29 protein-coding genes are annotated in these 26,536 nt (G+C 74.9%); 7 read left to right on the forward strand and 22 right to left on the reverse strand.

Features of this window, described 5'->3' with window-relative positions; genetic code table 11:
* Positions 1 to 285 precede the first annotated feature (285 nt).
* From ABD158_RS18795 to ABD158_RS18885, 19 genes are all read right to left on the reverse strand, one after another.
* Complete coding sequence (locus tag ABD158_RS18795) at positions 286 to 876, reverse strand: DNA-3-methyladenine glycosylase (protein ID WP_344009473.1); 591 nt, start codon at positions 874 to 876, stop codon at positions 286 to 288.
* A complete protein-coding gene (gene argH / locus ABD158_RS18800; protein WP_344009475.1) occupies positions 869 to 2,338 on the reverse strand; it encodes an argininosuccinate lyase in 1,470 nt (489 codons plus the stop codon). The genes ABD158_RS18795 and argH overlap by 8 nt, the downstream gene beginning before the upstream one ends.
* Positions 2,335 to 2,841: an NUDIX domain-containing protein gene (locus ABD158_RS18805; RefSeq protein WP_344009477.1), complete on the reverse strand. Its 507-nt coding sequence runs from the start codon at positions 2,839 to 2,841 to the stop codon at positions 2,335 to 2,337. The genes argH and ABD158_RS18805 overlap by 4 nt, the downstream gene beginning before the upstream one ends.
* A complete protein-coding gene (argG, locus tag ABD158_RS18810) occupies positions 2,841 to 4,271 on the reverse strand; it encodes an argininosuccinate synthase (RefSeq protein WP_344009479.1) in 1,431 nt (476 codons plus the stop codon). The genes ABD158_RS18805 and argG overlap by 1 nt, the downstream gene beginning before the upstream one ends.
* On the reverse strand, positions 4,268 to 4,861 hold the full coding sequence (locus ABD158_RS18815; protein WP_344009481.1) for an arginine repressor: 594 nt from the start codon (positions 4,859 to 4,861) through the stop codon (positions 4,268 to 4,270). Before ABD158_RS18815 ends, argG begins: the two co-directional genes overlap by 4 nt.
* Positions 4,858 to 5,802 carry an ornithine carbamoyltransferase gene (gene argF, locus ABD158_RS18820; protein ID WP_344009483.1) on the reverse strand — a complete coding sequence of 315 codons (945 nt, stop codon included), beginning with the start codon at positions 5,800 to 5,802 and terminating at the stop codon, positions 4,858 to 4,860. Before argF ends, ABD158_RS18815 begins: the two co-directional genes overlap by 4 nt.
* Entirely contained in the window at positions 5,799 to 7,001 is a 1,203-nt protein-coding gene (locus ABD158_RS18825; protein WP_344009486.1) for an acetylornithine transaminase, read from the reverse strand. Before ABD158_RS18825 ends, argF begins: the two co-directional genes overlap by 4 nt.
* Complete coding sequence (argB, locus tag ABD158_RS18830; protein WP_344009488.1) at positions 6,998 to 7,975, reverse strand: acetylglutamate kinase; 978 nt, start codon at positions 7,973 to 7,975, stop codon at positions 6,998 to 7,000. Before argB ends, ABD158_RS18825 begins: the two co-directional genes overlap by 4 nt.
* Positions 7,972 to 9,126, reverse strand: a complete 1,155-nt coding sequence (gene argJ / locus ABD158_RS18835) for a bifunctional glutamate N-acetyltransferase/amino-acid acetyltransferase ArgJ (protein ID WP_344009490.1) — start codon at positions 9,124 to 9,126, stop codon at positions 7,972 to 7,974. Before argJ ends, argB begins: the two co-directional genes overlap by 4 nt.
* A 26-nt stretch (positions 9,127 to 9,152) precedes the next feature.
* On the reverse strand, positions 9,153 to 9,560 hold the full coding sequence (locus ABD158_RS18840; protein WP_344009492.1) for an ACT domain-containing protein: 408 nt from the start codon (positions 9,558 to 9,560) through the stop codon (positions 9,153 to 9,155).
* Entirely contained in the window at positions 9,557 to 10,585 is a 1,029-nt protein-coding gene (gene argC, locus ABD158_RS18845) for an N-acetyl-gamma-glutamyl-phosphate reductase (RefSeq protein WP_344009494.1), read from the reverse strand. The genes ABD158_RS18840 and argC overlap by 4 nt, the downstream gene beginning before the upstream one ends.
* A gap of 61 nt (positions 10,586 to 10,646) precedes the next feature.
* Positions 10,647 to 10,922 (reverse strand): DUF1731 domain-containing protein, encoded by a 276-nt coding sequence (locus ABD158_RS18850; protein WP_344009496.1) that lies wholly within the window; start codon positions 10,920 to 10,922, stop codon positions 10,647 to 10,649.
* 213 nt (positions 10,923 to 11,135) lie between these two features.
* Positions 11,136 to 13,613, reverse strand: coding sequence for a phenylalanine--tRNA ligase subunit beta (gene pheT, locus ABD158_RS18855; protein WP_344009498.1), 2,478 nt, complete (start codon positions 13,611 to 13,613; stop codon positions 11,136 to 11,138).
* Positions 13,610 to 14,728: a phenylalanine--tRNA ligase subunit alpha gene (gene pheS / locus ABD158_RS18860; protein ID WP_344009500.1), complete on the reverse strand. Its 1,119-nt coding sequence runs from the start codon at positions 14,726 to 14,728 to the stop codon at positions 13,610 to 13,612. The genes pheT and pheS overlap by 4 nt, the downstream gene beginning before the upstream one ends.
* 201 nt (positions 14,729 to 14,929) lie before the next feature.
* Entirely contained in the window at positions 14,930 to 15,718 is a 789-nt protein-coding gene (locus tag ABD158_RS18865; RefSeq protein WP_344009502.1) for a TrmH family RNA methyltransferase, read from the reverse strand.
* 20 nt (positions 15,719 to 15,738) lie between these two features.
* Positions 15,739 to 16,131 carry a 50S ribosomal protein L20 gene (gene rplT, locus ABD158_RS18870; protein ID WP_344009504.1) on the reverse strand — a complete coding sequence of 131 codons (393 nt, stop codon included), beginning with the start codon at positions 16,129 to 16,131 and terminating at the stop codon, positions 15,739 to 15,741.
* 58 nt (positions 16,132 to 16,189) lie between these two features.
* Positions 16,190 to 16,384: a 50S ribosomal protein L35 gene (gene rpmI, locus ABD158_RS18875; RefSeq protein WP_344009506.1), complete on the reverse strand. Its 195-nt coding sequence runs from the start codon at positions 16,382 to 16,384 to the stop codon at positions 16,190 to 16,192.
* Positions 16,385 to 16,443: 59 nt separating this feature from the next.
* A complete protein-coding gene (infC, locus tag ABD158_RS18880; RefSeq protein WP_344009646.1) occupies positions 16,444 to 17,142 on the reverse strand; it encodes a translation initiation factor IF-3 in 699 nt (232 codons plus the stop codon).
* A 296-nt stretch (positions 17,143 to 17,438) separates the two neighbouring features.
* Positions 17,439 to 17,936, reverse strand: coding sequence for an SseB family protein (locus tag ABD158_RS18885; RefSeq protein ID WP_344009508.1), 498 nt, complete (start codon positions 17,934 to 17,936; stop codon positions 17,439 to 17,441).
* 149 nt (positions 17,937 to 18,085) lie between these two features.
* Between ABD158_RS18885 and ABD158_RS18890 the strand changes: the two genes are divergently transcribed.
* Genes ABD158_RS18890 through ABD158_RS18920 form a run of 7 tightly spaced genes read left to right on the forward strand, consistent with a single transcriptional unit; the run spans position 18,086 to position 24,454 of the window.
* Complete coding sequence (locus ABD158_RS18890) at positions 18,086 to 18,973, forward strand: ABC transporter permease (protein ID WP_344009510.1); 888 nt, start codon at positions 18,086 to 18,088, stop codon at positions 18,971 to 18,973.
* Complete coding sequence (locus ABD158_RS18895) at positions 18,961 to 19,788, forward strand: ABC transporter ATP-binding protein (protein WP_344009512.1); 828 nt, start codon at positions 18,961 to 18,963, stop codon at positions 19,786 to 19,788. The genes ABD158_RS18890 and ABD158_RS18895 overlap by 13 nt, the downstream gene beginning before the upstream one ends.
* The gene (locus tag ABD158_RS18900; protein ID WP_344009514.1) at positions 19,785 to 20,867 is read left to right on the forward strand and encodes an ABC transporter substrate-binding protein; all 1,083 of its coding nucleotides are present in this window, start codon (positions 19,785 to 19,787) and stop codon (positions 20,865 to 20,867) included. The genes ABD158_RS18895 and ABD158_RS18900 overlap by 4 nt, the downstream gene beginning before the upstream one ends.
* The gene (locus tag ABD158_RS18905; protein WP_344009516.1) at positions 20,864 to 22,024 is read left to right on the forward strand and encodes an LLM class flavin-dependent oxidoreductase; all 1,161 of its coding nucleotides are present in this window, start codon (positions 20,864 to 20,866) and stop codon (positions 22,022 to 22,024) included. The genes ABD158_RS18900 and ABD158_RS18905 overlap by 4 nt, the downstream gene beginning before the upstream one ends.
* A 25-nt stretch (positions 22,025 to 22,049) precedes the next feature.
* On the forward strand, positions 22,050 to 22,595 hold the full coding sequence (locus ABD158_RS18910) for a hypothetical protein (RefSeq protein ID WP_344009518.1): 546 nt from the start codon (positions 22,050 to 22,052) through the stop codon (positions 22,593 to 22,595).
* Positions 22,596 to 22,606: 11 nt separating this feature from the next.
* Positions 22,607 to 23,878: an alanine racemase gene (locus ABD158_RS18915; RefSeq protein ID WP_344009520.1), complete on the forward strand. Its 1,272-nt coding sequence runs from the start codon at positions 22,607 to 22,609 to the stop codon at positions 23,876 to 23,878.
* A 3-nt stretch (positions 23,879 to 23,881) separates the two neighbouring features.
* Entirely contained in the window at positions 23,882 to 24,454 is a 573-nt protein-coding gene (locus ABD158_RS18920; protein ID WP_344009522.1) for a nucleoside/nucleotide kinase family protein, read from the forward strand.
* Between the two features lie 484 nt (positions 24,455 to 24,938).
* Here the strand turns inward: ABD158_RS18920 and ABD158_RS18925 are convergent, their stop codons facing one another.
* From ABD158_RS18925 to ABD158_RS18935, 3 genes are read right to left on the reverse strand one after another with little or no spacing between them, the layout of a single operon-like run.
* Positions 24,939 to 25,388: a PH domain-containing protein gene (locus tag ABD158_RS18925; RefSeq protein WP_344009524.1), complete on the reverse strand. Its 450-nt coding sequence runs from the start codon at positions 25,386 to 25,388 to the stop codon at positions 24,939 to 24,941.
* Entirely contained in the window at positions 25,372 to 26,238 is an 867-nt protein-coding gene (gene hisG, locus ABD158_RS18930) for an ATP phosphoribosyltransferase (protein ID WP_344009526.1), read from the reverse strand. The genes ABD158_RS18925 and hisG overlap by 17 nt, the downstream gene beginning before the upstream one ends.
* The gene (locus ABD158_RS18935) at positions 26,235 to 26,498 is read right to left on the reverse strand and encodes a phosphoribosyl-ATP diphosphatase (protein ID WP_344009528.1); all 264 of its coding nucleotides are present in this window, start codon (positions 26,496 to 26,498) and stop codon (positions 26,235 to 26,237) included. Before ABD158_RS18935 ends, hisG begins: the two co-directional genes overlap by 4 nt.
* Positions 26,499 to 26,536 lie beyond the last annotated feature (38 nt).

Here is a 26,536-nt window from a genome sequence, read left to right on the forward strand (position 1 = left end):
GAAGGCATACAAACTAATTCCATCGACATAAAGACACACTGTTGAGTTCTCAAGCAACACACCCGTACCGCAGTCAGCCGCGGGGACTGACACCCTCGGAAGGGCCTCCGTTAAGTTACCGGTCACCGCCTCGGCGGTCAAACCCGGACTTCCCGGAGAAGTTGGCCGGCCTTCGGTCCCGACCAGGAGGCTGACTTGCTTCCTCCCGGCGGGCCGCTCGGCGCGACATGTAGAAACTTAGCAGGGTCTGCCCGAGGTGCCAAACCGGGGGGTCCCCCGGCCCCCTCAGCGGGCTCTGCGGGGCGCTGCAGGGCGGTACTGCGAGACGGACGGCTCGTCGTGGAGCCAAAAACGCCACGGGCGCTCGGGGGCCCCCCGGAGCCCGACCCGGGGTCCGGTCCGCACCCGCGAGGGGTCCGGCGGCGCCGCCAGCTCGAGGTGCGGACCAGCCGTGGAGGCCAGCTCGGCCCCGTCGTGGCGCCGGTCCAGGTCGAGCGCGCGGCACAGGCGCGCCGGCCCGCGGGCGAGGTCCCGGTCGGTGCTCCGCGGCCGTCGGTCCCGGGCCGCCGCGGTCCCGGCCACCACCTCGCCGGCCCGGACCAGGACCGCCGCCGCCGTGCCCTCCGGACCCACGCAGACGTTCGCGCAGTGGTGCATCCCGTAGGTGAAGTACACGTAGAGGCGTCCGGCGGGGCCGAACATCGTGGCGTTGCGGGCGGTGCGACCGCGGTAGGCGTGGGAGCCCGGGTCGTCCGGGCCGGCGTACGCCTCGACCTCGGTCAGCCGCACCGTCACCCCGGCGTGGGTCAGCCGCGCCCCGAGCAGCAGCGGCGCGACCTCGAGCACGGGGCCGTCGAGGACGGAGAGGTCAGGCACCCTCGCCCGCGGCCGCGCCGCCGGTCGGGGTGTCGCGGCCCCCGTCCGCCAGGGCGGCACGCAGCGCGAGCGCCGCGGACCGTGCCTCGTCGAGCTGCTCGGCCACGCGGTCGGGCGCCGTCCCTCCCCGCGCGGAGCGGGACGCGACCGACCCCTCCACGGTGAGCACGTCGCGGACCGCCGGCGTCAGCCGCTCGTCGATGCCAGCGAGCTCGGCGTCGTCGAGGTCCGCCAGCTCGCAGCCCAGCTCCTCGCAGCGACGGACGCAGGCCCCCGCCACCTCGTGCGCCACGCGGAAAGGCACGCCCTCCCGCACCAGCCACTCCGCGACGTCGGTCGCGAGCGAGAACCCCTGCGGGGCCAGCTCGGCCATCCGGTCGACGTCGAACACGAGCGTCGCGACCATCCCGGTGACCGCCGGCAGCAGCACCTCGAGGGTGTCCACGGAATCGAAGACCGGCTCCTTGTCCTCCTGCAGGTCGCGGTTGTAGGCGAGCGGCAGCGCCTTGAGGGTGGCGAGCAGCCCGGTGAGGTTGCCCACGAGGCGCCCGGCCTTGCCGCGGGCGAGCTCGGCGATGTCGGGGTTCTTCTTCTGCGGCATGATCGACGAGCCCGTCGACCAGCTGTCGTGGAGACGGACGAAGCCGAACTCCTTGGTGGCCCAGAGGATGACCTCCTCGGCCAGCCGGCTGACGTCCACCCCGGTCATCGCGGCCACGAACGCGAACTCGGCGACGAAGTCGCGGGCCGCGGTGCCGTCGATCGAGTTCGCCGTCGACCCCGTGAACCCGAGGTCGCGGGCGACGGCCTCCGGGTCCAGCCCGAGCGTCGACCCGGCGAGTGCGCCCGACCCGTACGGCGATCCCGCGGCCGTGCGGTCGTCCCAGTCGCGCAGCCGCTCGACGTCGCGCAGCAGCGGCCAGACGTGGGCCAGCAGGTGATGGCTCAGCAGCACCGGCTGGGCGTGCTGGAGATGGGTCCGTCCCGGCATGACGGCGCCGAGGTGGTCGGCCGCCTGCCCGACGAGGGCGTCGACCAGGTCGAGCACCGCTCCCCCGACCACCCGCGCGTGGTCGCGCAGGAAGGCCCGGAAGAGGGTGGCGACCTGGTCGTTGCGGGAGCGTCCGGCCCGGAGCCGGCCGCCGACCTCCTCGCCGACCTCGAGCAGCAGCAGCCGTTCGAGGGCGCCGTGGACGTCCTCGTCGGCGGGGTCCGGGTGGAGGTCGCCGGCCTCGAAGCGCTCGCCGAGCGCGGCGATCCCGGCGAGCAGGGCGTCCCGGTCGGCGTCGCCGAGCAGGCCGGCGCCGTGGAGGACCCGGGCGTGGGCGGCCGACCCGGCGAGGTCGTAGGGCACGAGGCGCCAGTCGAAGTGGGTGGAGCGCGACAGCGCCTCCAGCTCCGGCGAGGGGCCGCCCGCGAACCGGGCGCCCCAGAGCTTGCCGGTGCCGGTGCCGCCGCTCATCGACCCGCCCCCGACGGGCCGCCGGCGACCGTGGCGACCGCGGCGCGCATGGCCGTCGTCAGGCCCTCGGCGTGGGCGGTGCCCGCCGCGTCGAGGTCGTCGGCGTACCACCACGCCGCTCCGCGACAGTTGCCGATCTCCGGGCCCTGCAGTCCCTCCAGGCTGATCACGACCACATCCTCCTCGACGGCGTCGGCCGGCGCGTCGAGGGCCACCGCCACGTAGGTCTCGTGGCTGAGGAAGTCGAGCCCGCCGAACGAGAACGGCTCGTCGGCGGTGTGGACCGGACCGGTCACCGCCGTCGGGTCGACGACCAGCCCGGTCTCCTCGAACGTCTCGCGCACCGCCGCCTCGACCGCGCTCTCCCCGGCCTCGACCGCCCCGCCCGGGGGGATCCAGTGCCAGTCGTCGGGGCGCGCCGGGTCGTGCCACTCGGTGAGCAGCACGCGTCCCGACGGGCCCACCACGAGCAGGCGCGCGGCGTCGCGGTCGATGCGGGCCATCAGTCGGTCCCGGACTCCATCGCGGCGGCGTCCAGCGCCTCGTCGTCGATCTCGGCCGCGCGGGGGTTGCGCGTGATCCGGTCGGCGCCACCGGGCAGCAGCTCGCCGTACAGGGTGCCGTTCTCGACCAGGACGTGGCCCTGGTCGTCGGGCTGCTCGGCGTACATCTCGAGCTTGGCGCGTGAGTCGGCGATGTCGAGGTTGCGCATCGTCAGCTGCCCGATGCGGTCGTCGGGACCGAACGCGGCGTTCTCGGTGCGCTCCATCGACAGCTTGTCGGGGTGGTAGGAGAAGTTGTCGCCGCGGGTGTCGAGGACCGTGTAGTCCTCGCCGCGCCGCAGCCGGAGCGTCACCTCGCCGGTGACGAGCGAGGCGATCCAGCGCTGGGTGGCCTCGCGGATCATGAGCGCCTGGGGGTCCAGCCACCGGCCCTCGTAGAGCAGCCGGCCCAGCTTGCGGCCCTCCGAGTGGTACTGGGCGATCGTGTCCTCGTTGTGCACGGCGTTGACCAGCCGCTCGTACGTCGCCCACAGCAGCGCCATGCCCGGCGCCTCGTAGACGCCGCGGGACTTGGCCTCGATGATGCGGTTCTCGATCTGGTCGCTCATGCCCAGCCCGTGGCGCCCGCCGATCCGGTTCGCCTCGTCGACCAGCGCGACCGGGTCGTCGTAGCGGGTGCCGTCGATCGCCACCGGCCGGCCCTGCTCGAAGCGGACCGTGACGTCCTCGGTCTCGATCGCCACCGCCGGGTCCCAGAACTTCACGCCCATGATCGGCTCGACGGTCTCCAGCGACACGTCGAGGTGCTCCAGGGTCTTCGCCTCGTGCGTCGCGCCCCAGATGTTGGCGTCGGTCGAGTACGCCTTCTCCTGGCTGTCGCGGTAGGGCAGGTCGCGCTGCGTGAGCCACTGGCTCATCTCGGTGCGCCCGCCGAGCTCGTGGACGAACTTGGCGTCGAGCCAGGGCTTGTAGATCTGCAGCGACGGGTTGGCCATCAGCCCGTAGCGGTAGAACCGCTCGATGTCGTTGCCCTTGTAGGTGGAGCCGTCGCCCCAGATGTCCACGCCGTCCTCGGCCATCGCGCGCACCAGCATCGTGCCGGTGACCGCGCGACCGATCGGGGTGGTGTTGAAGTAGGTACGGCCGCCGGAGCGGATGTGGAAGGCGCCGCAGGCGATCGCGGCGAACCCCTCCTCGACCAGCGGACGGCGGATGTCGACGGCGCGGGCGATCTCGGCGCCGTACGCCGTGGCGCGGGCGGGGACGCCGGAGATGTCGGACTCGTCGTACTGGCCGATGTCGGCGGTGTAGCAGCAGGGCACGGCGCCGTTCTCGCGCATCCAGGCGACGGCGACGGAGGTGTCGAGGCCTCCGGAGAACGCGATGCCGACCTTCTCGCCGACGGGCAGGGAGCTGAGGACCTTGCTCACGCGGGTCCCTCCTTCGGGGTCTGGTGGTGCTCGGGGGAAGTGTGCTCGGGGGATGTCTGCTCGGGGTGCTGGGCGCCCGCACGGTTGGCGAGCGCCAGGAATCGTCGGGCCAGCGCGGGCCCGCCGTCGGCCTCGCGGCTGATGACGAGCAGGGTGTCGTCGCCCGCGACGGTGCCGAGGACCTCCGGCACGTCGGCGCGGTCGAAGGCGCTGGCGAGGTACTGCGCGGCCCCGGGCGGGGTGCGCAGGATCGCGAGGTTGCCGCTGGCGTCGGCGCTCACGAGGAGCTCGGCGCACAGCCGCGTCAGCCGGCTGCCCGCCCCGGCCCCGGCGGCCGCGCCGGCCGACGGCGTCCGGTCCCCGCCCTCGGCCGGCACGGCGTAGACCAGCGCGCCGTCGCTGGTGCGGATCTTGACGGCGTCGAGGTCAAGTAGGTCGCGGCTGAGCGTGGCCTGCGTGACGATGACGCCCCGGGCCGCCAGCAGGTCGGCGAGCTCGGTCTGGCTGCGCACGTCGTGGAGCGCCAGCAGGTCGACCACGAGCTGCTGCCGGGCGCTCTTGGTCATGGGGGTCAGGGCGCCGTCGTTCACGGCGTCCCCGCCCCGGCGGCCTGCTCGAGCAGCCACACGAGGACCGCCTTCTGGGCGTGGCGGCGGTTCTCGGCCTCGTCCCAGACCACGCTGCGCGGGCCCTCGAGCACGTCGTCGTCGATCTCCTGGCCCCGGTGCGCGGGCAGGCAGTGGAGGACCAGCGCGTCCTCGGCGGCGTGCGTGAGCAGCTCGGCGGTCAGCGACCAGGGGGCCAGAGCGCGGGCGCGGGCCCGCTCCTCCAGCTCCTTGCCCATCGAGACCCAGGTGTCGGTGACGACCACGTCGGCACCGGTGACGGCCTCGACGGGGTCGGCGACGCAGGTCGCCGAGCCACCGGTCACCGAGGCGATCTCCGCGCCGCGGGCCAGCACCTCGTCGGTGGGCCGGTAGCCGTCGGGCGCCGAGACCACGACGTGCATCCCGGCGGTCGCCCCGGCCAGCAGCCACGAGTTGGCCATGTTGCAGGCACCGTCGCCCACGAACGCCACCCGCTTGCCCGCCAGCGCGTGGTCGGCGGCGTGCTCGCGGATCGTCAGCAGGTCGGCGATCAGCTGGCAGGGGTGGAAGTCGTCGGTCAGCGCGTTGACGACCGGCACACCGGCCCAGGCGGCCATCGTGTCGAGGTCGGCCTGGAAGAAGGTCCGCCACACGACCACCGCGACCTGGCGGCCCAGCACGCGGGCGACGTCCTCGACCGACTCGCGCACGCCGATGCCCGCGAGGCGGCCCTCGACGAGCATCGGGTTGCCCCCGAGCTCGGCGATGCCGGCGCCGAACGACGTCTGGGTGCGCAGGGTCGGCTTGTCGAAGATCATCGCGACCGAGCGCGGACCGGCCAGCGGCTTCGCGTCGTACGGCGCGGCCTTGAGCTCGGCGGCGAGGTCCAGGACCCGCGCCTGCTCGGCGGGGCTGAGGTCGTCGTCGCGCAGCAGGTGCCTCACGGCTGCTCCCCCGGGTGCGCGACGCCGGCGGCGTCGAGGATGCCGGGCCACGCGGCGAGCAGGCCGGCGACGTCGTCGTCGGTGACCACCAGCGGCGGTGCGAGCCGGATCCGCTCGGGCGAGGTCGCGTTGACGATCCACCCGGCGTCCTGCGCCGCGGCCACGACGTCGGGGCCCTTGGCTTCGGCGAGCGTCAGGCCCACGAGCACGCCGACACCCCGGGTCTCGACGACCCGGTCGTCGGCGCCGAGGCCGGCACGGAGCCGGTCGCCGACGACGGCCGCCCGCCCGAGCAGGCCCTCGTCCTCGATGGTGCGCAGCACCGCCAGCGCGGTCGCGCAGGACAGCGGGTTGCCGCCGAAGGTGGTGCCGTGCTGGCCGGGGTCGAACATCGTCGCCGCGCGGCCGAGGCCGACCAGCGCCCCGATCGGCATGCCGCCACCGAGCCCCTTGGCGAGGGTGACGAGGTCCGGGACGACCCCGGAGGGGTGGCTGGCGAGCCACGAGCCGGTGCGGCCCATGCCGGACTGGACCTCGTCGAACCACAGCAGCGCCCCCGCCGAGGCGGTGATCTCGCGCGCCGCTCGCAGGTAGTCGGTCGGGGCGACGTTGACGCCCGCCTCCCCCTGCAGCGGCTCGAGCACGACCGCGGCGGTCTCGTGGTCGACGGCCGCGCGCAGCGCGTCGACGTCGCCGAACGGCACCCAGGTCACGTGGCCCGGCAGGGGCTCGAACGGCTCCCGGTAGGCGGCCTTCGCGGTGAGCGAGAGCGAGCCCATGGTGCGGCCGTGGAACGCGTCCTCCATCGCGACGACGCGGGTGCGCCCGGTCAGGCGCGAGAGCTTGAGCGCGGCCTCGTTGGCCTCCGCGCCGGTCGAGCAGAAGAAGACCCGGGCCCCCTCACGGGCCTCCGCGTCCGGCACCAGCAGCTCGCGCAGCCGCTCGGCGAGCTCGACCTGGGCGGGCGTGGTGAAGAAGTTCGAGACGTGGCCGAGGGTCGCGACCTGGCCCGAGAGGGCCTCGACCAGCGCCGGGTGGGCGTGGCCGAGCGTGTTGACGGCGATGCCGCCGAGGAAGTCGACGTACTCCCGTCCGTCGGCGTCCCACACGTGGGCGCCCTCGCCCCGCACCAGCGCGAGCTTGGGCGGGCCGAACGTGTTCATCAGCGACGCGGCGTACCGCTCGGTCCAGCTGCTCATGCGCCCTCCCCCGCGGCGTCGTCGGCCGGGGCGGCGGACTTGTCGAACGGCTTCTCCTTGGCCTTGCGCGTGCGGGTCGCGACCCCGGGCAGCACCTGGGTGCCGATCCCCTCGTCGGTGAACAGCTCGAGCAGCACGGCGTGGGGCTCGCGGCCGTCGACCACGGTGGCCTTGGGGACGCCGTCGCGCACCGCGCGCATGCAGGCCGTCATCTTCGGGACCATGCCGCTGGCCAGGTCCGGCAGCATCCGGGCGAGCGCGTCGGGGTTGATCTCGCCGATCACGTCGTCGCTGGCGGGCCAGTCTCGGTAGAGACCCTCGACGTCGGTGAGGACCAGCAGCTTGGCGGCGTCGAGGGCGACGGCCAGGGCGGCCGCGGCGGTGTCGGCGTTGACGTTGTGGACCTGGCCGTCGGCGTCGGGGGCCACGCTCGAGATCACGGGCACGCGGCCGGCCTCGAGCAGGTCGAGGACCGCCTCGGGCCGCACCTGGGCGACCTCGCCGACGAGGCCGAGGCTGACCTCCTCGCCGTCGACGACGGTGTTGGTGGCCTCGGCGGTGAACAGGCCGGCGTCCTCGCCGGACAGGCCGACGGCGAGCGGGCCGTGCTCGTTGACCAGGCCGACGAGCTCGCGCTGCACCTGCCCGACCAGCACCATGCGCACGACGTCCATGGCCTCGGGGGTGGTGACGCGCAGGCCGCCGCGGAACTCCGACTCGATGCCGAGCCGGTCGAGCATCGTGGAGATCTGCGGGCCGCCGCCGTGGACGACGACCGGCTTGAAGCCGGCGAAGCGGAGGAAGGCGATGTCCTCGGCGAACGCCCGCTTGAGGACGTCGTCGGTCATCGCGTTGCCGCCGTACTTGATGACGACGACCTTGCCGTTGTAGGCCTTCAGCCAGGGCAGCGCCCCGGCGAGCGTGGCGGCCTTGACGGGCTCGGGGGTGTCCATCGCGGTGGTCTCCTCGCTCATGAGCTGTAGGCGCTGTTCTCGTGGACGTAGGCGTGGGTCAGGTCGTTGGTCCAGACGGTGGCGCGCTCGCCGCCGGCCTTGAGGTCGACGGTGACCGTGACCTCGCGCCCCGACAGGTCGACCTCGGCCGGGTCGGTGTGCGGCGTCGACTCCCGGCACACCCACACGCCGTTCATCGCGACGTCGAGGTCGGCGGGGTCGAAGGCCGCGGCGGTGGTGCCGACCGAGGCGAGCACCCGGCCCCAGTTGGGGTCGCGGCCGAACACGGCGGCCTTGAACAGGTTGCTGCGGGCGATGCTGCGGCCCACCTCGACCGCGTCGTCGGTGCTCGCGGCCCCGACGACGGTGATCGCGATCTCGTGCTCGGAGCCCTCGGCGTCGGCGAGCAGCTGCATGGCGAGGTCGGTGCAGGCCTGCGTGAGCGCGGCGGTGAAGTCGTCCGCGCTGGGGGTGATGCCGCTGGCGCCGCTGGCCATCACGGTCACGGTGTCGTTGGTCGACATGCAGCCGTCGGAGTCGAGCCGGTCGAAGCTGACCCGGGTCGAGGCCCGCAGCGCGGCGTCGAGCTCGGCGGCCGGCACGACGGCGTCGGTGGTCAGCACCACGAGCATCGTCGCCAGCTGCGGGGCGAGCATGCCCGCGCCCTTCGCCATCCCGCCGATGCTCCAGCCGGCGCCCTCGACGACGACCTGCTTGGCGACGGAGTCGGTGGTCATGATCGCGTGGGCCGCGTCGTCGCCGCCGTCGGCCGACAGGGCCGCGTGGGCGGCGTCGACGCCGGCCAGCACCGTGCCGCGGTCGTTGGTCAGGCCGATCAGGCCGGTCGAGCACACGACCACGTCGAGGGCGCCGATGCCGACGTGCTCGGCGACCCGCTCCGCGACGGCGTGGGTGGTCTGGAAGCCCTCGGGCCCGGTGTAGCAGTTGGCGCCGCCGGAGTTGAGGACGACGGCCCGGACGGTGCCGTCCTGCACGACCCTCTCGCTCCACAGGACGGGGTTGGCCTTGCAGCGGTTGGCGGTGAAGACGCTCGCCGAGTCGTACGACGGGCCGTGGTTGACGACGAGCGCGACGTCCTTCGCGCCCTCGGTGGCCTTGAGGCCGGCGGCGACGCCGGCGGCGCTGAAGCCGGCGGGTGCGGTGATGCTCATGGGTGGTCCTTCTCGGGGTGCGGGGGTCAGGCGGGACGGGCGTCGGTGACGGTGTGGCCGGATCGTCGCCAGGCCTCGGCCGCACGCTCCACGTCGTCGCCCTCCACCAGCAGCCAGTCGGTGTCGTAGGTCGAGATGGTGAGGACCCCGATGCCCTCCTCGGCGAGGGGGCCGAGGAGAGCCAGCAGCACGCCGGTCGCGGCGGGGTCGAGCGGGCCCTGGACCGCGAAGGCCCGGCGCCCGCGGTGGGCCGGGATCTTGCGCGGCACGTCGCGTCCCGCGCACACCACGGAGGTCTCCGTGGCCGTGGCGGTCACCGAGAGGATGGAGGAGGCCTCCGCCCACGGGGGCACCTCGGCTCCCGGTCCCAGGCGCACGACCGCGAGGGTCTCGGGGTAGGCCAGCAGGGTGAGGGTCGGCTGCTCGGCGCTCACGGGGCCAGCCCCACGGCGGTCAGGCCGAGGCCCTCGTCGAGCCCGAGCGCGAGGTTGAGGCACTGGACGGCCGCGCCGCCGGTGCCCTTGGCGAGGTTGTCGACCACGCCGACGGCGACCAGCCGGCCGGCGGTCTCGTCGAGGGCCACCTGGAGGTGGACGGCGTTGGAGCCCAGCACCGACTGGGTCGCGGGCCACTGGCCCTCGGCGAGCAGGTGCACGAACGGCTCCTCGCCGTAGGCCTCCGCGTAGGCCGCGCGCGCGTCGGCCGCGGTGACGCCGTCGCGCGCGGGGGCCGAGACGGTGGCGAGGATGCCGCGCGACATCGGCACGAGGGTGGGCGTGAAGCTGACCCGGACGGGCTCGTCGGTGACGGCCCGCAGGTTCTGGGTGATCTCCGGGGTGTGGCGGTGCACCCCGCCCACGCCGTACGCCGAGGCGCTGCCCATGACCTCGCTGCCCAGCAGGTGGGGCGCCGGCTTCTTGCCGGCGCCGGAGGTGCCGGAGGCTGCGACGACCACGACGTCGGGCGTCACCAGGCCGGCGGCGACGGCCGGGACGGCCAGCAGGCTGGAGATCGTCGGGTAGCAGCCGGGCACCGCGATCCGCGTCGCGCCGCGGAGCCGGTCACGCTGGCCGGGGAGCTCGGGGAGGCCGTAGGGCCAGGTCCCGGCGTGCTCACCGCCGTAGAAGCGCTCCCACTCCCCCGCGTCGGCGAGCCGGTAGTCGGCGCCGCAGTCGATGACGACGACGTCGTCGGGGAGCGCGGCCGCGATCGGGCCCGACTGGCCGTGCGGGAGGCCGAGCACGACGACGTCGTGGCCGGCGAGGGTGTCGGTGGAGGTCTCCTCCAGCACCCGGTCGGCCAGCGGCGTCAGGTGGGGCTGCAGGGAGCCCAGCGACTGCCCGGCGTTGGACCCGCCGGTGACGGCCCCGATCTCGACCTCCGGGTGGCCGAGCAGGAGCCGCAGCACCTCACCCCCGGCGTACCCGCTGGCGCCTGCGACGGCGACTCTCACACTCATGCCGCATGACTATACACAAGCCTGCATGTCGATGCTGAGGGGGTCGTGGTGCCGGCCGGGCTCAGCCGGCGGTGCCGGCCGATGTCGCGCGCAGCGTCGCGACGACGCCGGTGCCCTCGTCGCGCCCGCGGGCTCGCGCCACGAGGTCACGCGCGGCGTCCGGCCAGGTCGGGTGGGAGAACCGGAAGCCGGAGAGCACCAGGCGCGTCGGCAGCACCCGGCGGCTCGTGAGCAGGAGCTCGGGGTCGCTGCCCAGCACCCGGGCGCCGACTCCCGCCACGGCGCGGGTCGCGGGCGGGCCGAGGCGCGTGCCCCACGCGTGGCGGAGGTCGCGCATCAGCGCGCGCTGGGTGACCGACCTCGCCCGCCCGGTCGCCACCGCTCCGGGCGTCCCACGCGACCGCGCGAGCCCCCGGCTCGGCGGGCGGGCGTCCCCGGCCGAGCACCACGACGTCGTGCCCCTGCGCCACCCACGTGCGCTGCAGCAGCCGCCCCAGCTGACCGGTGCCCCCCGGCACCACGATCCGCACGGGCGGACGCCACCTCCCCCTCAGCGCTGGGTGGCCCCGCACCGCTCGACCGCCGCGGCGACCGCGGCGTCGCGGGCCGCGGCGACCTCCTCGTCGGTCAGCGTGCGGTCGGGCGCGCGGAAGCGCAGCGCGAACGCGAGCGAGACCCTGCCCTCCTCGATCGGCGCGCCGACGTAGCGGTCGAACAGCCGTACCGACTCCAGCAGGTCGCCCGCCCCCTCGCGCAGCGCGGTCTCGACCCGGGCGGCGGGGAGGTCGGCGTCGACGACGAGGGCGACGTCCTCCTTGGCCACCGGGAAGCTCGAGACCGTCGGGCCCCGGACGGCGATCGGCGCCGCCGCGAAGAGCGCGTCGAGGTCGATCTCGGCGGCCGCGCTGCGCGGAGCCAGGCCGAACGCCGCCGCGACCCGGGGGTGGAGCTCGCCGGCGAAGCCGACGACCGGACCGCCGTCGACCGCGACCTCGGCGCAGCGGCCGGGGTGCCAGGGCGCGCGGGTGGCCGCCCGGGTCACCAGGCGCACGCCGACCTCGTCGCCCAGGCGCCGCACGAGCGCCAGCGCGTCGGACCAGCCGGCCGTCGTCCCGGGACCCCACCAGCCGGCGCGCTCGCGCTCCCCGGTCAGGACCAGGCCGAGGTGCTGGGGCTGGTCGGGCACGGCCGCGAACAGCTCCTTCAGCTCGACCTCGCCCGGCGCGTGGTCGACGCCGTAGATCGGGGCGGGCGAGGAGCCGCCCCGCACCACCGTGGCGACCTCGAAGAGCGAGACGCCCGGCGCCCCGCGCCCGAGGTTGCGGGCCGCGGCACGCAGCAGCCCCGGCAGCAGCGTCGTGGTGTACGCCGGGTCCTCCGCGGAGAGCGGGTTCGCGAGGCGCACGGTGCGTCGGCGCTCGTCGTCCGCCTCCAGGCCGAGCAGGTCCAGGGTCGCGTCGCCGACGAAGGGGAAGCTCACGACCTCCACGCACCCGGCGCCGGCGAGGCTCCGGCCCACCCGGCGGCGCAGCCGCTGCACGCGGGTCAGCCCGCGCCCGCCGACGGGGGTCGGCAGGACCGCGGGGACGCGGTCGTAGCCGACCACGCGGACCACCTCCTCGACGAGGTCGAAGGGGTCGGTCACGTCGGGCCGCCACGGCGGCGGGACGACCGTGAGCGGCCGGTCGCCGTCGACGCGGCAGCCGACCGCCCGCAGCACCTCCACGGTCCGCGCGGCCGGGATCTCGATGCCGCTGACCCGGGCCGGGAGGTCGGGGTCGAGGGTGATCGCCTCGCGTGCCGGGGCGGTGCCGACGACGGTGGCGCCGGGCTCGGCGGACCCTCCCCCGTGGGTGACGAGCAGCTCGACGACGCGGTCGGCGGCGGCCTCGCAGATCGTGGGGTCGACGCCGCGCTCGTTGCGCTTGCCGGCCTCGGAGGTGATCCGCTGGCGACGGCCGGTGCGGAACATCGAGCGCGCGTCCCAGTGGGCCGACTCCACGAGCACCCGGGTCGTGCTCGCCGAGATCTCGGTGGCCTGCCCGCCCATGACGCCGCCGAGCCCGATGACCCCGGAGTCGTCGACGACGACGAGGTCCTCCGGGTCGAGGGCCCGGTCGGTGCCGTCGAGGGTGGTCAGGCGCTCGCCCGGTGCGGCCCGCCGGACGCCGACGGTGCCGGTGAGGGTGTCGGCGTCGTAGCCGTGGATCGGCCGGCCGAGCTCGAGCATCACGTAGTTGGTGACGTCGACCGCGAGGCTGATCGGGCGCATCCCCGCCTGCGTGACGCGGCGGGCGATGAAGTCCGGCGTGGGCGCGGTCGGGTCGAAGCCGGACACGAGCCGGGTCACGAAGACCGGGCAGCCCTCGGGGTCCTCGACGCGTACCGGCCAGCCGGCGTCGTCGGCGGTCGGCGCGTCGCGCTCGGCCGGGTCGCGCAGGGGGACGTCGTAGGCCAGCGCGGCCTCGCGGGCGACGCCGCGCAGGCTCAGCGCGTAGGCGCGGTCGGGGTTGATCTCGAACTCGATGACGTCGTCGTCGAGGCCGAGCACCCCCATCGCCTCGTCGCCGGGACGACCGGCGTCGGCGGGCAGGACGATGATCCCGTCGGCCTCCGAGGACAGCCCGAGCTCGGCGGCGGAGCAGATCATGCCGGCGCTGACGTGGCCGTAGGTCTTGCGCGCGGAGATCGGGAAGGGCCCGGGCAGCACACCACCGGGCAGCACCACGACGACGAGGTCGCCGACGTCGAAGTTGTGCGCCCCGCAGACGATCCCCTGCGGCTCACCCGTGCCGTTGGCGTCGCCCACGTCGACGGTGCACCAGTTGATGGTCTTGCCGTTCTTCTGCGGCTCGGGCTCGCGGGTGAGCACACGGCCCACGACCAGCGGGCCGGTGATCTGCTCCGCGGGGCTCTCGACGGCCTCGAGCTTGAGGCCCAGCGCGGTCAGGCGCGCGGCGAGGTCGGCGGTCGTCGTGCCCGTGGGCAGGTCGACGAGCTCGCGGATCCAGCTGACGGGTGCCTTCACAGCTCGCTCCCGAAGGTCGTGGTGAAGCGGACGTCGCCCTCGAAGAGGTCGCGGAGGTCCTCGATGCCGTGGCGGAACATCAGGGACCGGTCGATGCCCATGCCGAACGCGAAGCCGGTGAACTCCTCGTCGTCGACGCCACACGCGCGCAGCACGCGGGGGTTGACCACGCCGCAGCCGCCCCACTCGATCCAGCCCTCGCCCCGGCAGGTGCGGCACGGCCGGGCCCCGTCGGAGTCGGGGTCGGTGCCGGCGCCGCGGCACACGAAGCAGACGAGGTCGACCTCGGCGGAGGGCTCGGTGAAGGGGAAGTACGACGGCCGGAAGCGGGTGGTGATCCCCTCGCCGAACATGGCGGTGGCGAAGTGGTCGAGCGTGCCCTTGAGGTGGGCCATCGAGATGCCGCGGTCGACGGCGAGACCTTCCACCTGGTGGAACATCGGCGAGTGCGTCGCGTCGTACTCGTCGGTGCGGAAGACCCGGCCCGGGCTGACGACGTAGATCGGGGGCCTGCGGGTGAGCATCGTGCGCGCCTGCACCGGCGAGGTCTGGGTGCGCAGCACGAGGTGGTGCTCGGCCGGCTCGGTCCAGAAGGTGTCCTGCATCGTGCGGGCCGGGTGGTCGGGGCCCAGGTTGAGGGCGTCGAAGTTGAGCCACTCCGCCTCCACGACCGGGCCCTCGGCGACCTCCCAGCCCATCGCCACGAAGATGTCCGCGACGAGCTCGGCGCCGGTGGTGACGGGGTGGCGGGCGCCGGCGGGGAGCCGGTCGGTGGGGAGCGTGACGTCGACGGTCTCCGTCGCGAGCATCCGCTCCTCGTGCTCGGCCTCCAGCACCTCCGTGCGCCGGGCCAGCGCCTGGGCGACCGCGCCACGCGCCCGGCCGACCCGCTGGCCGGCCTCCTTGCGGGCCTGCGGCGGCAGCGCGCCGATCTCGCGGTTGGCCAGGGCGAGGGGCGAGCGGTCGCCGGTGTGCGCGAGCCGGACCGCCTTGAGCTCCTCGAGGTCGGCGGCACCGTCGATGGCGGCGAGCGCGTCGTCGCGGGCGGCGTCGAGCGCCTCCGCGGACAGCGTCGCGACCTCGACCGGGTCGTACTCGGTGTTGGGTCCGGACATGGGCCCGAGTCTAGGAAGCGACGTGGGAGCCCCTCGACCGGGTTTCGTCCGGGCCCACCACGGTGTGCCCGAGCCGGTCGCGGTGGCCGGGGGCCGCGCGGCGCCGTGCCCGCGTCGACGGGTGGGTGGAGCGGAGGGGACCACCACACGGCGGCCACCGGGCCGACGCCCGGCGGGAGCGGCGGCGGCTCCCCGGGCGGGTCAGCGGCGCGCGCGGGCGGAGGCGTAGAGGCACACGGCGGCGGCGGTCGCGAGGTTGAGGCTCTCCGCGTGGCCCGCGAGGGGGATCGACACCCGGTGGTCCGCGAGGGCGGCGAGGTCCGCGGGCAGGCCGGAGGCCTCGTTGCCGAACAGCCAGGCCACGCCGCCGGCGAGCACGTCGTCGGCGGCGAAGAGGTCGAGCTCCCCGTCGGCGGCGGTCGCCAGCACCGTCAGGCCGGCGTCGGCGAGCCGTCGTACGGCGGCCGCGGGATCGCGCTCGACCACGACGGGGAGGCTGAAGACGCTGCCCGCGCTGGCGCGGACGGTCTTGGCGTTGTGGAGGTCGACGGCGTCGCCCGCGAGCACGACCGCGTCGGCGCCGGCGGCGTCGGCCGTGCGGACCACGGTGCCGGCGTTGCCGGGATCACGGACGTCGGCGCACACCGCGACGAGGCGCGGCGAGGCCGCGACGACGTCGTCCCAGCCGGCGTCGAGCAGGTGGCAGACGGCCACCAGCCCGGGGGCCGTGACCGCGTCGGACAGGGCGGCGGCGGCGCGGTCGTCGACGAGGACGACCTCGACGTCGTCAGGGGCGGCCGCCAGCAGGTCGGCGTGGCGCCCGGCGGCCGCCGGCGTCACGAAGAGCTCCACCACGCAGCCCGGGCGGGCCAGCGCGGCCGCGACGGCGTTGGGGCCCTCGGCGAGGAACAGCCGCCGCTCCGTTCTCACGGAGCGGCGGCTGAGCCGTCGTGCGTCCTTGACGCGGGCGTTGCCCGCGGCCAGGGGCATGCCGGTGGGAGGCGTGCCGGTCAGGCGGACGCCTCGGCGCGCGGCGCGTTGACGTCGCTGGGCAGCGCGGCCTTCGCGGTCGCCACGAGGGCGGAGAACGCGGCGGGGTCGTTGACGGCGAGGTCGGCGAGGATCTTGCGGTCGACCTCGACCTCGGCGAGCCGGAGGCCCTGGATGAGGCGGTTGTAGGTCATGCCCTCGGCGCGGGCGGCCGCGTTGATGCGCTGGATCCAGAGCTTGCGGAACTCGCCCTTCTTGGCGCGGCGGTCACGGTAGCTGTAGACCAGCGAGTGGGTGACCTGCTCCTTGGCCTTGCGGTACAGCCGCGAGCGCTGGCCGCGGTAGCCGCTGGCCCGCTCGAGGGTGACGCGACGCTTCTTCTGGGCGTTTACTGCGCGCTTGACGCGTGCCATGGGGTTCTACTCCTGACGATGACGGGGAAAACGGGTCGTGCCGGTGCTCAGGGACGCCTCAGCGACCGAGCAGCTTCTTCGCCTGGCGCACGTCGGCCTCGGCGACCTCCGTGGTGCCGGACATGCGGCGCGTGACCTTGGAGGACTTCTTCTCCAGGTTGTGGCGCAGGCCCGTCTTCTGACGGCGGATCTTGCCGGTGCCGGTGATCCGGAAGCGCTTCTTGGCTCCGGAGTGGGTCTTGTTCTTCGGCATCGTGTGCTCTCTCTCCTCCACAGGGGGCCCGGTCGGGGTGCCGACCGGGACGGGCGCTCTCAGGCCTCGATCTCGGGGTCGAGGTTCTCCGACCTGCCCCGCTCCTTCTTGGCGCCGACGGGGCCGCTGTGGGCCGCGGCGCGCTCGGCGCGCTCGTCGGCCTCGGCCTGCAGCCGCGCGGCGGCCTGGTTCTCCTTCTCGGCCTTCATCTCGACCTTCGCCTCCGCCTTCTTGCGGTGCGGGCCGAGGACCATCGTCATGTTGCGCCCGTCCTGCTTGGGCGCCGACTCGACGAAGCCGAGGTCGACCACGTCCTCCGCGAGACGCTGCAGCAGGCGGAAGCCCAGCTCGGGCCGGTGCTGCTCGCGGCCGCGGAACATGATGGTGATCTTGACCTTGTCCCCGGCGGTCAGGAACCGCACGACGTGACCCTTCTTGGTGTCGTAGTCGTGCGAGTCGATCTTGGGCCGGAGCTTCATCTCCTTGATGACCACGTTGGTCTGGTTCCGCCGCGCCTCACGGGCCTTCTGGGCGTTCTCGTACTTGAACTTCCCGTAGTCCATGAGCTTGCAGACGGGCGGGCGCGCCGTGGGGGCGACCTCGACCAGGTCGAGGTCGGCCTCCTGCGCCAGACGCAGGGCGTCGCCGGTCGGCACGATGCCGACCGTCTCGCCGTTGGGGCCAACGAGCCGGACCTCGGAGACGCGGATCCGGTCGTTGATGCGGAGCTCGGTGCTGATGTGTCCTCCAGGTGTCAGACGTTCGTGGGAGGCACACCGGTGCTGCCCGCGGCCGGGTGCGGCTGCGGTGCGGCGGGCGGTCTCCCGTCGGTGCGAGCGGGAGTCCGGACGAGACGCCCCGTCGAGGCGGGGTCGTGCTCGCGGCGCCTGCGTGGAGCGGAGGGCAGGTGCCGTGACCGGGACCCGACGGCCTGTGGATCCGGTGGAGATGGGGCGGCCGGTGCGGGTGAGGAGCGACGCGTGCGTGCTCCCGCTTGCGGATCTGCCACCCCTGGGCAGGGATGACTGATCGGTCAACGCCAGATGTTAGCGGCTCATTCCGCCGGCGGGCGAATCCAGCCCACGCCGTCGCCCACGCGCGCGAGGGTCCACCCCTCGGCGAGGGCGGTGAGGTCGTCGCCCTGCACCACGTACGGCGCCGGCCCGGCGACGTCGACGACCATCGCCTCGGCGCCGTCCTGGCGGGCCGCGGCGGCCGCCGTCCGGGTGGTGACGGGCACCGGTCGCGAGCCGGCGTCCCAGGCCGTCATGGCCTCGTGACCGCTGAACGCCAGGAGCGCGAGGCGGCCGTCACGGCCGCGCATGAGGACCACCGCCATGTCGCTGTCCTTCTCCCGCGCCAGGCCGTCGGGGCCGGTCTCGACCTCGCCGGCGACCGCGGTCACGGGCACCAGCAGCCGGGCCCGGCCGAGGGCCGCGAGGGCCTCGGGGGCGCGGGCCGGGTCCTGCCGGGCCGTCGCCAGCGCCGCCAGCAGCGCGGGGTCGGCACTGCCGTCGTCGCCCGCGAATCCGGGGTCCGGGATGTCTCGCACGCGGCCATCCTCCCAGGTGGGCCCGGGCGCCCACCGGGCCGCCGGTGCGACAGGTCCCGGGTGGGGCCGGGGCAGCCAATCCGGATCACATCACCTAAGTCGAGTGTCTAACTTGCTTTACCGGCGTTCCTTGGTGAGCATGGCTGCCCATGACGACCCCCTTCGCCGGGAGCGCCGCTCCCCCGTCGACGTCTCTACCCACGACCGTCGCCCCCGCCGTCGCCGACCCCGGCGCGGACACCGGCTCCAGCCGGCGACGCGACGCCCGTCCGCGCCGCGGTCTGCCGCGGCTGCGTGCCGGCTCGTTCCGCCGCTGGGTCTCGCCGGTCGCGATCATCGCGCTGTGGCAGCTCGCGAGCAGCACGGGCCTGCTCGACGAGCGGGACCTCGCCTCGCCCGCGCAGATCGCGGTCTCGGCGGCCGACCTGGTCGCCGACGGGACGCTGCTGTCGGCCATCGGCGTCTCGGTGCAGCGCGTCGCGCTGGGCTTCGCGATCGGCGCGATCGCCGGGCTGGTGCTCGCGGTGCTCGCGGGCCTCAGCCGGCTCGGCGAGGACGCTATCGACCCACCCATGCAGATGCTCCGCACGCTGCCGCACTTCGGCCTGATCCCGCTGTTCATCATCTGGCTGGGCATCGACGAGGCACCCAAGGTGGCCCTGATCGCGCTCGGTGTGGCCTTCCCGCTCTACCTCAACACCTTCGCCGGGATCCGCGGGATCGACCGCCGCGTCGTCGAGGCCGCCCGCTCGATGCACCTCACGCGCCTGCAGCGGATCCGCCACGTGATCCTGCCCGGCGCCCTGCCGCAGACCCTCGTGGGCCTGCGCCAGAGCCTGGGCATCGCCTGGCTGTCCCTGATCGTCGCGGAGACCATCGCCTCCGACGCCGGGCTCGGCTACATGATCAACCGCGCCCGCGACTTCCTGCAGACCGACGTCATCGTCGTCGGTCTCGCCACCTACAGCCTGCTCGGTCTGCTGACCGACGCGGTCGTCCGCCACCTCGAGAGGAAGGCGCTGGTATGGCGCACCTGACCGACCCCCACCCGGCCAACGGTGCGGACCGCGCCGCCGGCCACGTCGCCCGCGTGCGCGGGCACCACCGTTCCTTCGGCGACGTCCACGTGCTGCGCGCCATCGACCTCGACATCGCCCCGGGCGAGTTCGTCGCCCTGCTCGGTCGCAGCGGCTGCGGCAAGTCGACGCTCCTGCGCAGCCTCGCCGCGCTCGACCCCTCCCCCGACGAGGAGGTCGACGTGCGGGGGCGCTCCGCCGTCGCCTTCCAGGAGCCGCGGCTGCTGCCGTGGCGCTCGGTGCACGACAACGTCGCGCTCGCCCTGCTCAACACCCCCGAGCGCAAGCAGCGGGCCCGCCTGGCGCGCGAGCGGCTCGAGGAGGTCGGCCTCGGCGAGAAGCTCGACGCCTGGCCGCTCCAGCTCTCCGGCGGACAGGCACAGCGGGTCTCGCTGGCCCGGGCCCTCGTGCCCGACCCCAGCCTGCTGCTGCTCGACGAGCCGTTCAGCGCGCTCGACGCCCTGACCCGCATCGAGATGCACCAGCTCGTCATCGAGCTGTGGCGCCGTCGGCAGATGGCGGTCCTGCTCGTGACCCACGACGTCGACGAGGCGCTCCTGCTCGCCGACCGGCTGCACGTGATGGACGGCGGCCGGATGGCCCGCACGTGGGAGATCGAGCTCCCCCGCTCCGAGCGCAACCCCGCCCACCCCGACATCGCCGGGGTCCGCGCCGAGATCCTCGAGGTCCTCGGCGTCCGTCCCACTCCCCCCAACCCGAACCGCGCCACCGACCGCGCCACCGAGCGCGCCACCGACTCCCGAGGAGCCGCATGACCCGCCGTACCGCCCTGCCCGCGTCGCCCCGCCGCGCGTCCCGCACGATCCGGGGGCGGCTGGCGATGGCCGCCGTCCCCGCACTCCTCGCGGGCCTGCTCGCCGGCTGCGGCGGTGAGGAGACCGGCAACGAGGCCGCCGTCAACGACGACGGCTCGGTCGACCTCGAGCAGGTCACGCTGATCGCGGGCGACCAGAAGTCCTCCAGCCAGATGGCGATGCTCGAGGCCGCCGGCGAGGACGACACGCCGTACGAGATCGAGTGGAAGGAGTTCACCTCGGGCCCGCCGATGCTCGAGGCGCTCGGCACCGGCGCGATCCACGTCGGCTACGTCGGCAACACCCCGCCGATCATGGCCGCGGCCAGCGGCTCGGAGTTCCGCATCGTCCAGGCCACGACGTACGGCGGCACGGGCGACGCCATCCTGGTGCCGGAGGGCTCCGACCTGCAGTCCGTGGAGGACCTCGAGGGCGCCACGGTCGCCGTCGCCGAGGGCAGCTCGGCGAACTACAACCTGCTGGCGCAGCTCAGCCGCGCCGGGGTCGACATCGACGACGTCGACGTGAAGCCCCTGCAGCCGCAGGACGCGCTCGCCGCCTTCTCCAACGGCGGTGTCGACGCGTGGGCGACCTGGGAGCCCTACACCTCGCAGGCCGAGATCGACGAGGGCGCCCGGGTGCTCGCCGACGGCGACGGGCTGGTCAACGGCATGAACTTCCAGGTCGCCGCCGACGCGGCGCTGGAGGACCCCGCCACCGAGGCCGCGCTGGAGGACTACGTCGCCCGGATCACGCGCGCCCAGGTCTGGGCGAGCGAGAACCGCGAGGAGTGGGCCGAGGTGTGGGCCTCCCAGACCGGCCTCGACCCGGAGATCACCCTCGCGGCGGCCGAGAAGCGACCCCTGACCGTGCTCCCGGTCGACGAGGAGGTCGTCGCCTCCGAGCAGGAGATCGCCGACGCGTTCTCGGAGGCCGAGCTGATCCCCGAGGCGATCCAGGTCGACGACTACTTCGACGGCCGCTACGACGAGGCGCTCGCGCCCCTGGTGGAGCAGACCGCGTCCGGGACCACGCGATGACGGTGGTGCTGCACTGGTTCCTGCCCACCTCGGGGGACTCCACCGGGCTCGTCGGCGCCGGGCAGGGGGCGGCCCACGACCAGGGCCGCGGCCTGCCCGCCACGACGCCCGGCGTCGTCCGACCCCCCGACGTCGACTACCTGGCGCAGGTGGCGCGGGCCGCCGAGGAGTCCGGCTTCGCCGGCATGCTCACGCCGACCGGCACCTGGTGCGAGGACGCGTGGCTCACGACCGCGGCGCTGCTGCGGGAGACCTCGCGCATCAAGTTCCTCGTCGCCTTCCGCCCCGGCGTGGTCAACCCCGTGCTGGCGGCCCAGATGGCCGCCACCTACCAGCGCCTGTCCGGCGGACGGCTCATGCTCAACGTCGTCACCGGCGGCGAGCCGGTGGAGCAGGCGCGGTTCGGCGACGGCCTCGGCAAGGACGAGCGCTACGCCCGCACCGACGAGTTCCTGGCCGTGATCCGCGGCACCTGGAGCGAGGCGCCGTTCGACTTCGCCGGCACGCACTACGCCGCCACCGGCGCCCTGGTGCGCGACGGCATCTCTCCCGTGCCGCCGATCTACTTCGGGGGCTCCTCCCCCGCGGCCGGTCGCGTGGCGGCCCGTCACGCCGACGTGTACCTGACCTGGGGCGAGCCCCCGGAGCAGGTCGCGGAGAAGGTCGCCTGGGTGCGGGGGCTCGCCGCCGAGGAGGGGCGGTCGATGCGGTTCGGGCTGCGCGTGCACGTGATCGCCCGGGACACCCACGAGGAGGCCTGGGCCCACGCCCAGCAGCTGCTCGACGGGATCGACCCCGAGGTCGCCCGCCGGGCGCAGCAGGCGATGGCGGCGAGCGAGTCGACCGGCCAGCAGCGCATGACGGCGCTGCGCGGCGGGGGCTCGTCGTACACCGACGCGCGGGAGCTCGAGGTCTCCCCGGGCCTGTGGGCCGGGGTCGGCCTGGTCCGCGGCGGCGCCGGGACCGCCCTGGTCGGCAGCCACGAGGAGGTCGCGGAGCTGATGGGCACCTACGCGGAGGCCGGCATCGACGAGTTCGTGCTGTCGGGCTACCCCCACGACGAGGAGGCCCGCACGGTCGCCGCGGGCGTCGTGCCCGCGCTGCGCCGCCGGGGCCTGCTGCCGGCCGACGACGACGCGCTGGTGGGCCTGCGCTGAGACCCCGCTGTGGGAGGCTGGTCGGGTGACCGACGCGACCTGGCTCGCCCTGACCGTGGTGCTCACCGTGGTGGGCGCCGCGGTGACCTGGCTCGTGCTGAAGCGGCGGGGCTCGGCGCCGGCGCTGCGCTGGGCGGGGATCACCCTGCTGGTGCCCGCGCTGTACCTGACCGACGCCCTGCCGCTGCTCGTGAGGATCGGCAGCGAGATCGGCACCTGGGCGACGCGGCTCGTCCTCTCGCCGGTCGTGTGGTCCGGCGTCGCCCTCGGCGGCGTCGGTGTGCTCCTGATCCTCGCCGGCGGTTCGCTGATGGCCCGCGGTCGCGGGCTCAGGGCCGCCCGGCCCGTCGACGCTGTCGAGGGCGGCTCGGGCGGTTCGGCGCGGCAGGTCGGTGCGGCCGACCCCGGGCGGGGCGCTCGCCGGCCCGGCGGTCGCGGCGCTCCGGCATCCCCGGCCGACCGCGGGTCGGGTCGCGGCTCCACGGGCGGCTCCGCTGGCGGCTCCGCTGGCGGTGACGGCGGTCTCGACGACGACATCGAGGCCATCCTGCGCAAGCGCGGCATCACCTGAGCCGGGCCGCCGTGTCCGGGCAGGGCTCCTGGTCCCGCGGCGTCGCGGGCGTCCCGGGCGGGGCGCCCGCGGACCGCGACGCGCTGGCCGCCCGGCTCGACCGTGCGCTCACGTCGTACGGCGCGGGCGGGCGGGCACGGCCCGTCGTGGTGGTGGACCTCGACGCGTTCGAGGCCAACGCCGCCGACCTCGTGCGTCGTGCGGGCGGCACCCCCGTACGGGTGGCGTCGAAGTCGGTGCGCGTGCCCGGGCTGCTGCGGCGCGCCCTCGCCGTGCCGGGCTGTCGCGGTGTCCTGGCCTACACGGTGCGCGAGGCGCTGTGGCTGGTGCACGAGGGGGTCACCGACGACGTGCTGGTCGCCTACCCCAGCACCGACGTCGACGCCCTCGCGGACCTGGCGGGCGACGCCGACGCCGCGGCGGCCGTCACCGTCATGGTCGACGACCCCGCCCACCTCGCGATGCTCGACGAGGCGCGCTCCGGCCACGACGCCCCGGCCGTCCTCCGGGTGGCCCTCGACCTCGACGCCGGGCTGCTGGCCCCCGGGTGGCGGCTGGGCCCGCGCCGCTCCCCGCTGCGCTCCACCGCCGACGCCCTGTCGCTGGGCCGCGCGGTGCTCGGGCGGCCCGGCCTGCGGCTGGTCGGCGCGATGACCTACGAGGGCCTCGTCGCCGGGCTCGGTGACGACGTGGCCGGCAACCCGCCGCGCACCGCGCTGCTGCGGGGCCTGCAGGCCGCGAACGTGCGGCAGCTGGGTCGCCGCCGGCGTCGTGTGGCCGTCGCCCTGGCGCGGGCCGGGGCCCGGCTGGAGCTGTGGAACGCCGGCGGCACCGGCTCGCTGGAGACCTCGGCCGCCGATCCCGTGGTCACCGAGGTCGCGGCCGGCTCGGGACTGCTCGCGCCGGCGCTGTTCGACCACTACCGGGCGTTCGCGCCCCGACCCGCGGCCTTCCTCGGCCTGCCGGTCACCCGACGCCCGGACGGGTCCACCGCCACCGTCCACGGCGGCGGCTACGTCGCCTCGGGCGCGGCCGGGCGCGACCGGCTGCCCGTCCCGTGGGCGCCCGCCGGCCTGGCGCTGACCGCCTCGGAGGGCGCCGGTGAGGTGCAGACGCCCCTCACCGGACCCGGCGCCGCCGACCTCGCCGTCGGCGACACCGTCTGGTTCCGGCACGCCAAGGCCGGCGAGCTGGTCGAGCACGTCGGCGAGGTGCTGCTCGTGCGCGGCGACGTCGTGGTGGGCGCCGAGCCCACCTACCGCGGACGCGGGCTGGTGTTCTGAGCGGTGGCCGACGCCGACCCCGCCGCCCAGGTGCTGGCCCTCGCGCTGTCGCGGCCCGCCACCCTCGGCCAGGGCCGCCTGGTCTGCCTCGACGGACCGGCCGGGGCCGGCAAGACCACCCTGGCACGGCGCCTCGCCGGCCGTGCGGCCCGGCACGGGAGCACGCGGGTGGTCGGGATGGACGACCTGTACGCCGGGTGGGGCGGCCTCGCCGCCGTGGGCGCCCAGCTGGACTCCCTGCTGGTCCCGCTGGCCTCGGGGTCCGCCGGCCGCTACCGGCGCTGGGACTGGCACGCCTCGTCGTACGTGGAGGAGGTGGTGGTCGAGCCCGCCGACCTGCTGGTGCTGGAGGGGGTCGGCTCCTTCGCCGCGGCGCACGCCGCGCTGGTCACCGCGCTCGCCTGGGTCACGGCGCCGCGCGAGGTGCGGACCGCCCGCGTGCTCGCCCGCGACGGCGAGCTCGTCACGCCGTACCTCCCCGCCTGGCAGCGCGACGAGGACCGCCACCACGCCGCCCAGGGCACCCGCGCCCGCGCCGACCTGGTCGTCGAGTCGGCCCGGATGCGCACGGACTAGACCCCGAGTCGGCCCGGATGCGCACGCCTCAGACGCCGAGTCGGCCCGCATGCGCACCCCGCAGACGTCGAGCCGGCCCGGATGCGCGGACGAGCGGCTCGGCCGCGCCGACCACGACGATCACGGCCGTGTCGGTGGCGGGAGGGGCGCCCGGCCAGGGCCGGGGATGGGGCACGGGACGGACCCGGGACGACCACCGGCCGAGGATCCGCCGCAGGCGGACCGCCGACCCTCGACCGCTGCGCATCCGGGCCGACTCGACGCCGCAATCGTGCGCACCCGGGCCGACTCGACGCCGCGACCATGCGCATCCGGGCCGACTCGACGCCGCAATCGTGCGCATCCGGGCCGACTCGACGCCGCAATCGTGCGCACCCGGGCCGACTCGACGCCGCGACCATGCGCATCCGGGCCGACTCGACGCCGCAATCGTGCGTACCCGGGCCGACTCGACCCCGATCCGGTGCGTACCCGGGCCGACTCGTCAGGTGCGGTCGAGGATGGCGCGCAGCTCGCGGATCTGGCCACGGGCGCGGTCACCGTCGGAGGCCTGGATGCCGAGGGCCGTGACCGTGGTGCCGTCGGCCAGGTCCAGGGTCGCCCACGGCGCGCCGGACGGCAGCCGGACGGCCACGACCTGCGCCCAGTCGTAGCGGTGCTTGCGGTAGCCGTTGACCACCTCGAGGCCGTCGTCGCGGGCGGTGACGCGACAGCGGATCAGCCCGACGTAGACCGCGAAGATCAGCAGCCCGAGGAAGACCAGCGTGCCGATCTGGAACGGCGTGAAGCGCTCCCGGATGTCGCTGGCCAGCAGGAACCACGACGCGAGCGAGATGGCGAGCAGCGCACCGCCGAAGACGGTCGCGGCGGCGGTCGTGGCGCGGGGGCGGAACGTCCGCGGCAGCGCCCGGCCGCCCTCAGATCCGGCAGGCATGGATGTCCGTGAGCAGGATCCCGCGGGCTCCCAGGCCGTAGAGCTCGTCCATCAGCCGCTGCGCGCCGTCGCGCGGCACCATCGCACGCACGGCGACCCAGCCCTCGCGCTGCAGCGGCGAGATCGTGGGGCCCTCGATACCGGGGGTGAGGGCGCTCGCGCCCTCCAGGTGCTCGACGTCGATGTCGTAGTCCATCATCACGTAGCTGCGGGCGACGAGCACGCCCTCGAGCCGCCGACGGAAGACCTCCCAGCCGGCCGGCAGGTCACCGCCGGACCGCGCCACGAGGACGGCCTCGGAGGTCATCACCGCCTCGCCGAAGACCTCCAGCCCGGCCGCGCGCAGCGTGCTGCCGGTCTCCACGACGTCGGCGATCGCGTCGGCGACGCCGAGCTGGATGCTGGTCTCGACCGCCCCGTCCAGGCGGGTGACCGTCGCGTCGATGCCCTCGCGGGCCAGGAACGACTCCACGATCCCCACGTACGACGTGGCGATGCGCGCGCCGGCGAGGTCGCCCCAGCCGGTCCGGTCACCCGGGCGCCCGGCGAAGTGGAAGCGGGCGCGGCCGAAGCCGAGGCTCAGGACCTCGTCGGCCTCCGCGCCGGAGTCCAGCAGCAGGTCGCGCCCGGTGATCCCGATGTCGAGCGTGCCCTCCCCGACGTACAGCGCGATGTCGCGCGGGCGCAGGTAGAAGAACTCCACGCCGTTCTCGTGGTCGGTGAGCGCCAGCTCCTTGGTGTCGCGGCGCTGGCGGTAGCCGCACTCGCGCAGGATCCCCGAGGCCGCCTCGGACAGCGCGCCCTTGTTGGGTACGGCGATCCGCAGCGGCGCGTCCGCACGGCCGCTCACAGGTGCGCGTACACGTCGTCGAGACCGATGCCGCGGGCCAGCATGAGGCACTGGGCGTGGTAGATCAGCTGGCTGATCTCCTCCGCGGCGCGCTCGGCCGACTCGTGCTCGGCGGCCATCCAGGACTCGGCGGCCTCCTCGACCAGCTTCTTGCCGATCGTGTGCACGCCCGCGTCGAGCGCGGCCACCGTGCCCGACCCCTCCGGCCGCTCCACGGCCTTGGTGGACAGCTCCGTCCACAGCTCCTCGAAGGTCTTCACGAGGCACCAGCCTAGGCGGGCCGGGGCTGGCGGGCGCG

This window comes from Nocardioides lentus, assembly GCF_039529515.1.
GTDB lineage: Bacteria > Actinomycetota > Actinomycetes > Propionibacteriales > Nocardioidaceae > Nocardioides > Nocardioides lentus.

What these genes read in the sequence shown, in the direction of transcription:
- ABD158_RS18825 (WP_344009486.1), bottom strand. Translation starts at nt 7,001, where the DNA reads ATGAGCAGCTGGACCGAGCGGTACGCCGCGTCGCTGATGAACACGTTC.
- ABD158_RS18895 (WP_344009512.1), top strand. Translation starts at nt 18,961, where the DNA reads ATGGCGCACCTGACCGACCCCCACCCGGCCAACGGTGCGGACCGCGCC.
- ABD158_RS18805 (WP_344009477.1), bottom strand. Translation starts at nt 2,841, where the DNA reads ATGGCCCGCATCGACCGCGACGCCGCGCGCCTGCTCGTGGTGGGCCCG.
- argB (WP_344009488.1), bottom strand. Translation starts at nt 7,975, where the DNA reads ATGAGCGAGGAGACCACCGCGATGGACACCCCCGAGCCCGTCAAGGCC.
- ABD158_RS18905 (WP_344009516.1), top strand. Translation starts at nt 20,864, where the DNA reads ATGACGGTGGTGCTGCACTGGTTCCTGCCCACCTCGGGGGACTCCACC.
- argJ (WP_344009490.1), bottom strand. Translation starts at nt 9,126, where the DNA reads ATGAGCATCACCGCACCCGCCGGCTTCAGCGCCGCCGGCGTCGCCGCC.
- argH (WP_344009475.1), bottom strand. Translation starts at nt 2,338, where the DNA reads ATGAGCGGCGGCACCGGCACCGGCAAGCTCTGGGGCGCCCGGTTCGCG.
- ABD158_RS18925 (WP_344009524.1), bottom strand. Translation starts at nt 25,388, where the DNA reads ATGCCTGCCGGATCTGAGGGCGGCCGGGCGCTGCCGCGGACGTTCCGC.
- rplT (WP_344009504.1), bottom strand. Translation starts at nt 16,131, where the DNA reads ATGGCACGCGTCAAGCGCGCAGTAAACGCCCAGAAGAAGCGTCGCGTC.
- ABD158_RS18865 (WP_344009502.1), bottom strand. Translation starts at nt 15,718, where the DNA reads ATGCCCCTGGCCGCGGGCAACGCCCGCGTCAAGGACGCACGACGGCTC.
- ABD158_RS18900 (WP_344009514.1), top strand. Translation starts at nt 19,785, where the DNA reads ATGACCCGCCGTACCGCCCTGCCCGCGTCGCCCCGCCGCGCGTCCCGC.
- ABD158_RS18890 (WP_344009510.1), top strand. Translation starts at nt 18,086, where the DNA reads ATGACGACCCCCTTCGCCGGGAGCGCCGCTCCCCCGTCGACGTCTCTA.
- rpmI (WP_344009506.1), bottom strand. Translation starts at nt 16,384, where the DNA reads ATGCCGAAGAACAAGACCCACTCCGGAGCCAAGAAGCGCTTCCGGATC.
- ABD158_RS18850 (WP_344009496.1), bottom strand. Translation starts at nt 10,922, where the DNA reads ATGCGCGACCTCCGCCACGCGTGGGGCACGCGCCTCGGCCCGCCCGCG.
- pheS (WP_344009500.1), bottom strand. Translation starts at nt 14,728, where the DNA reads ATGTCCGGACCCAACACCGAGTACGACCCGGTCGAGGTCGCGACGCTG.
- argC (WP_344009494.1), bottom strand. Translation starts at nt 10,585, where the DNA reads ATGAGTGTGAGAGTCGCCGTCGCAGGCGCCAGCGGGTACGCCGGGGGT.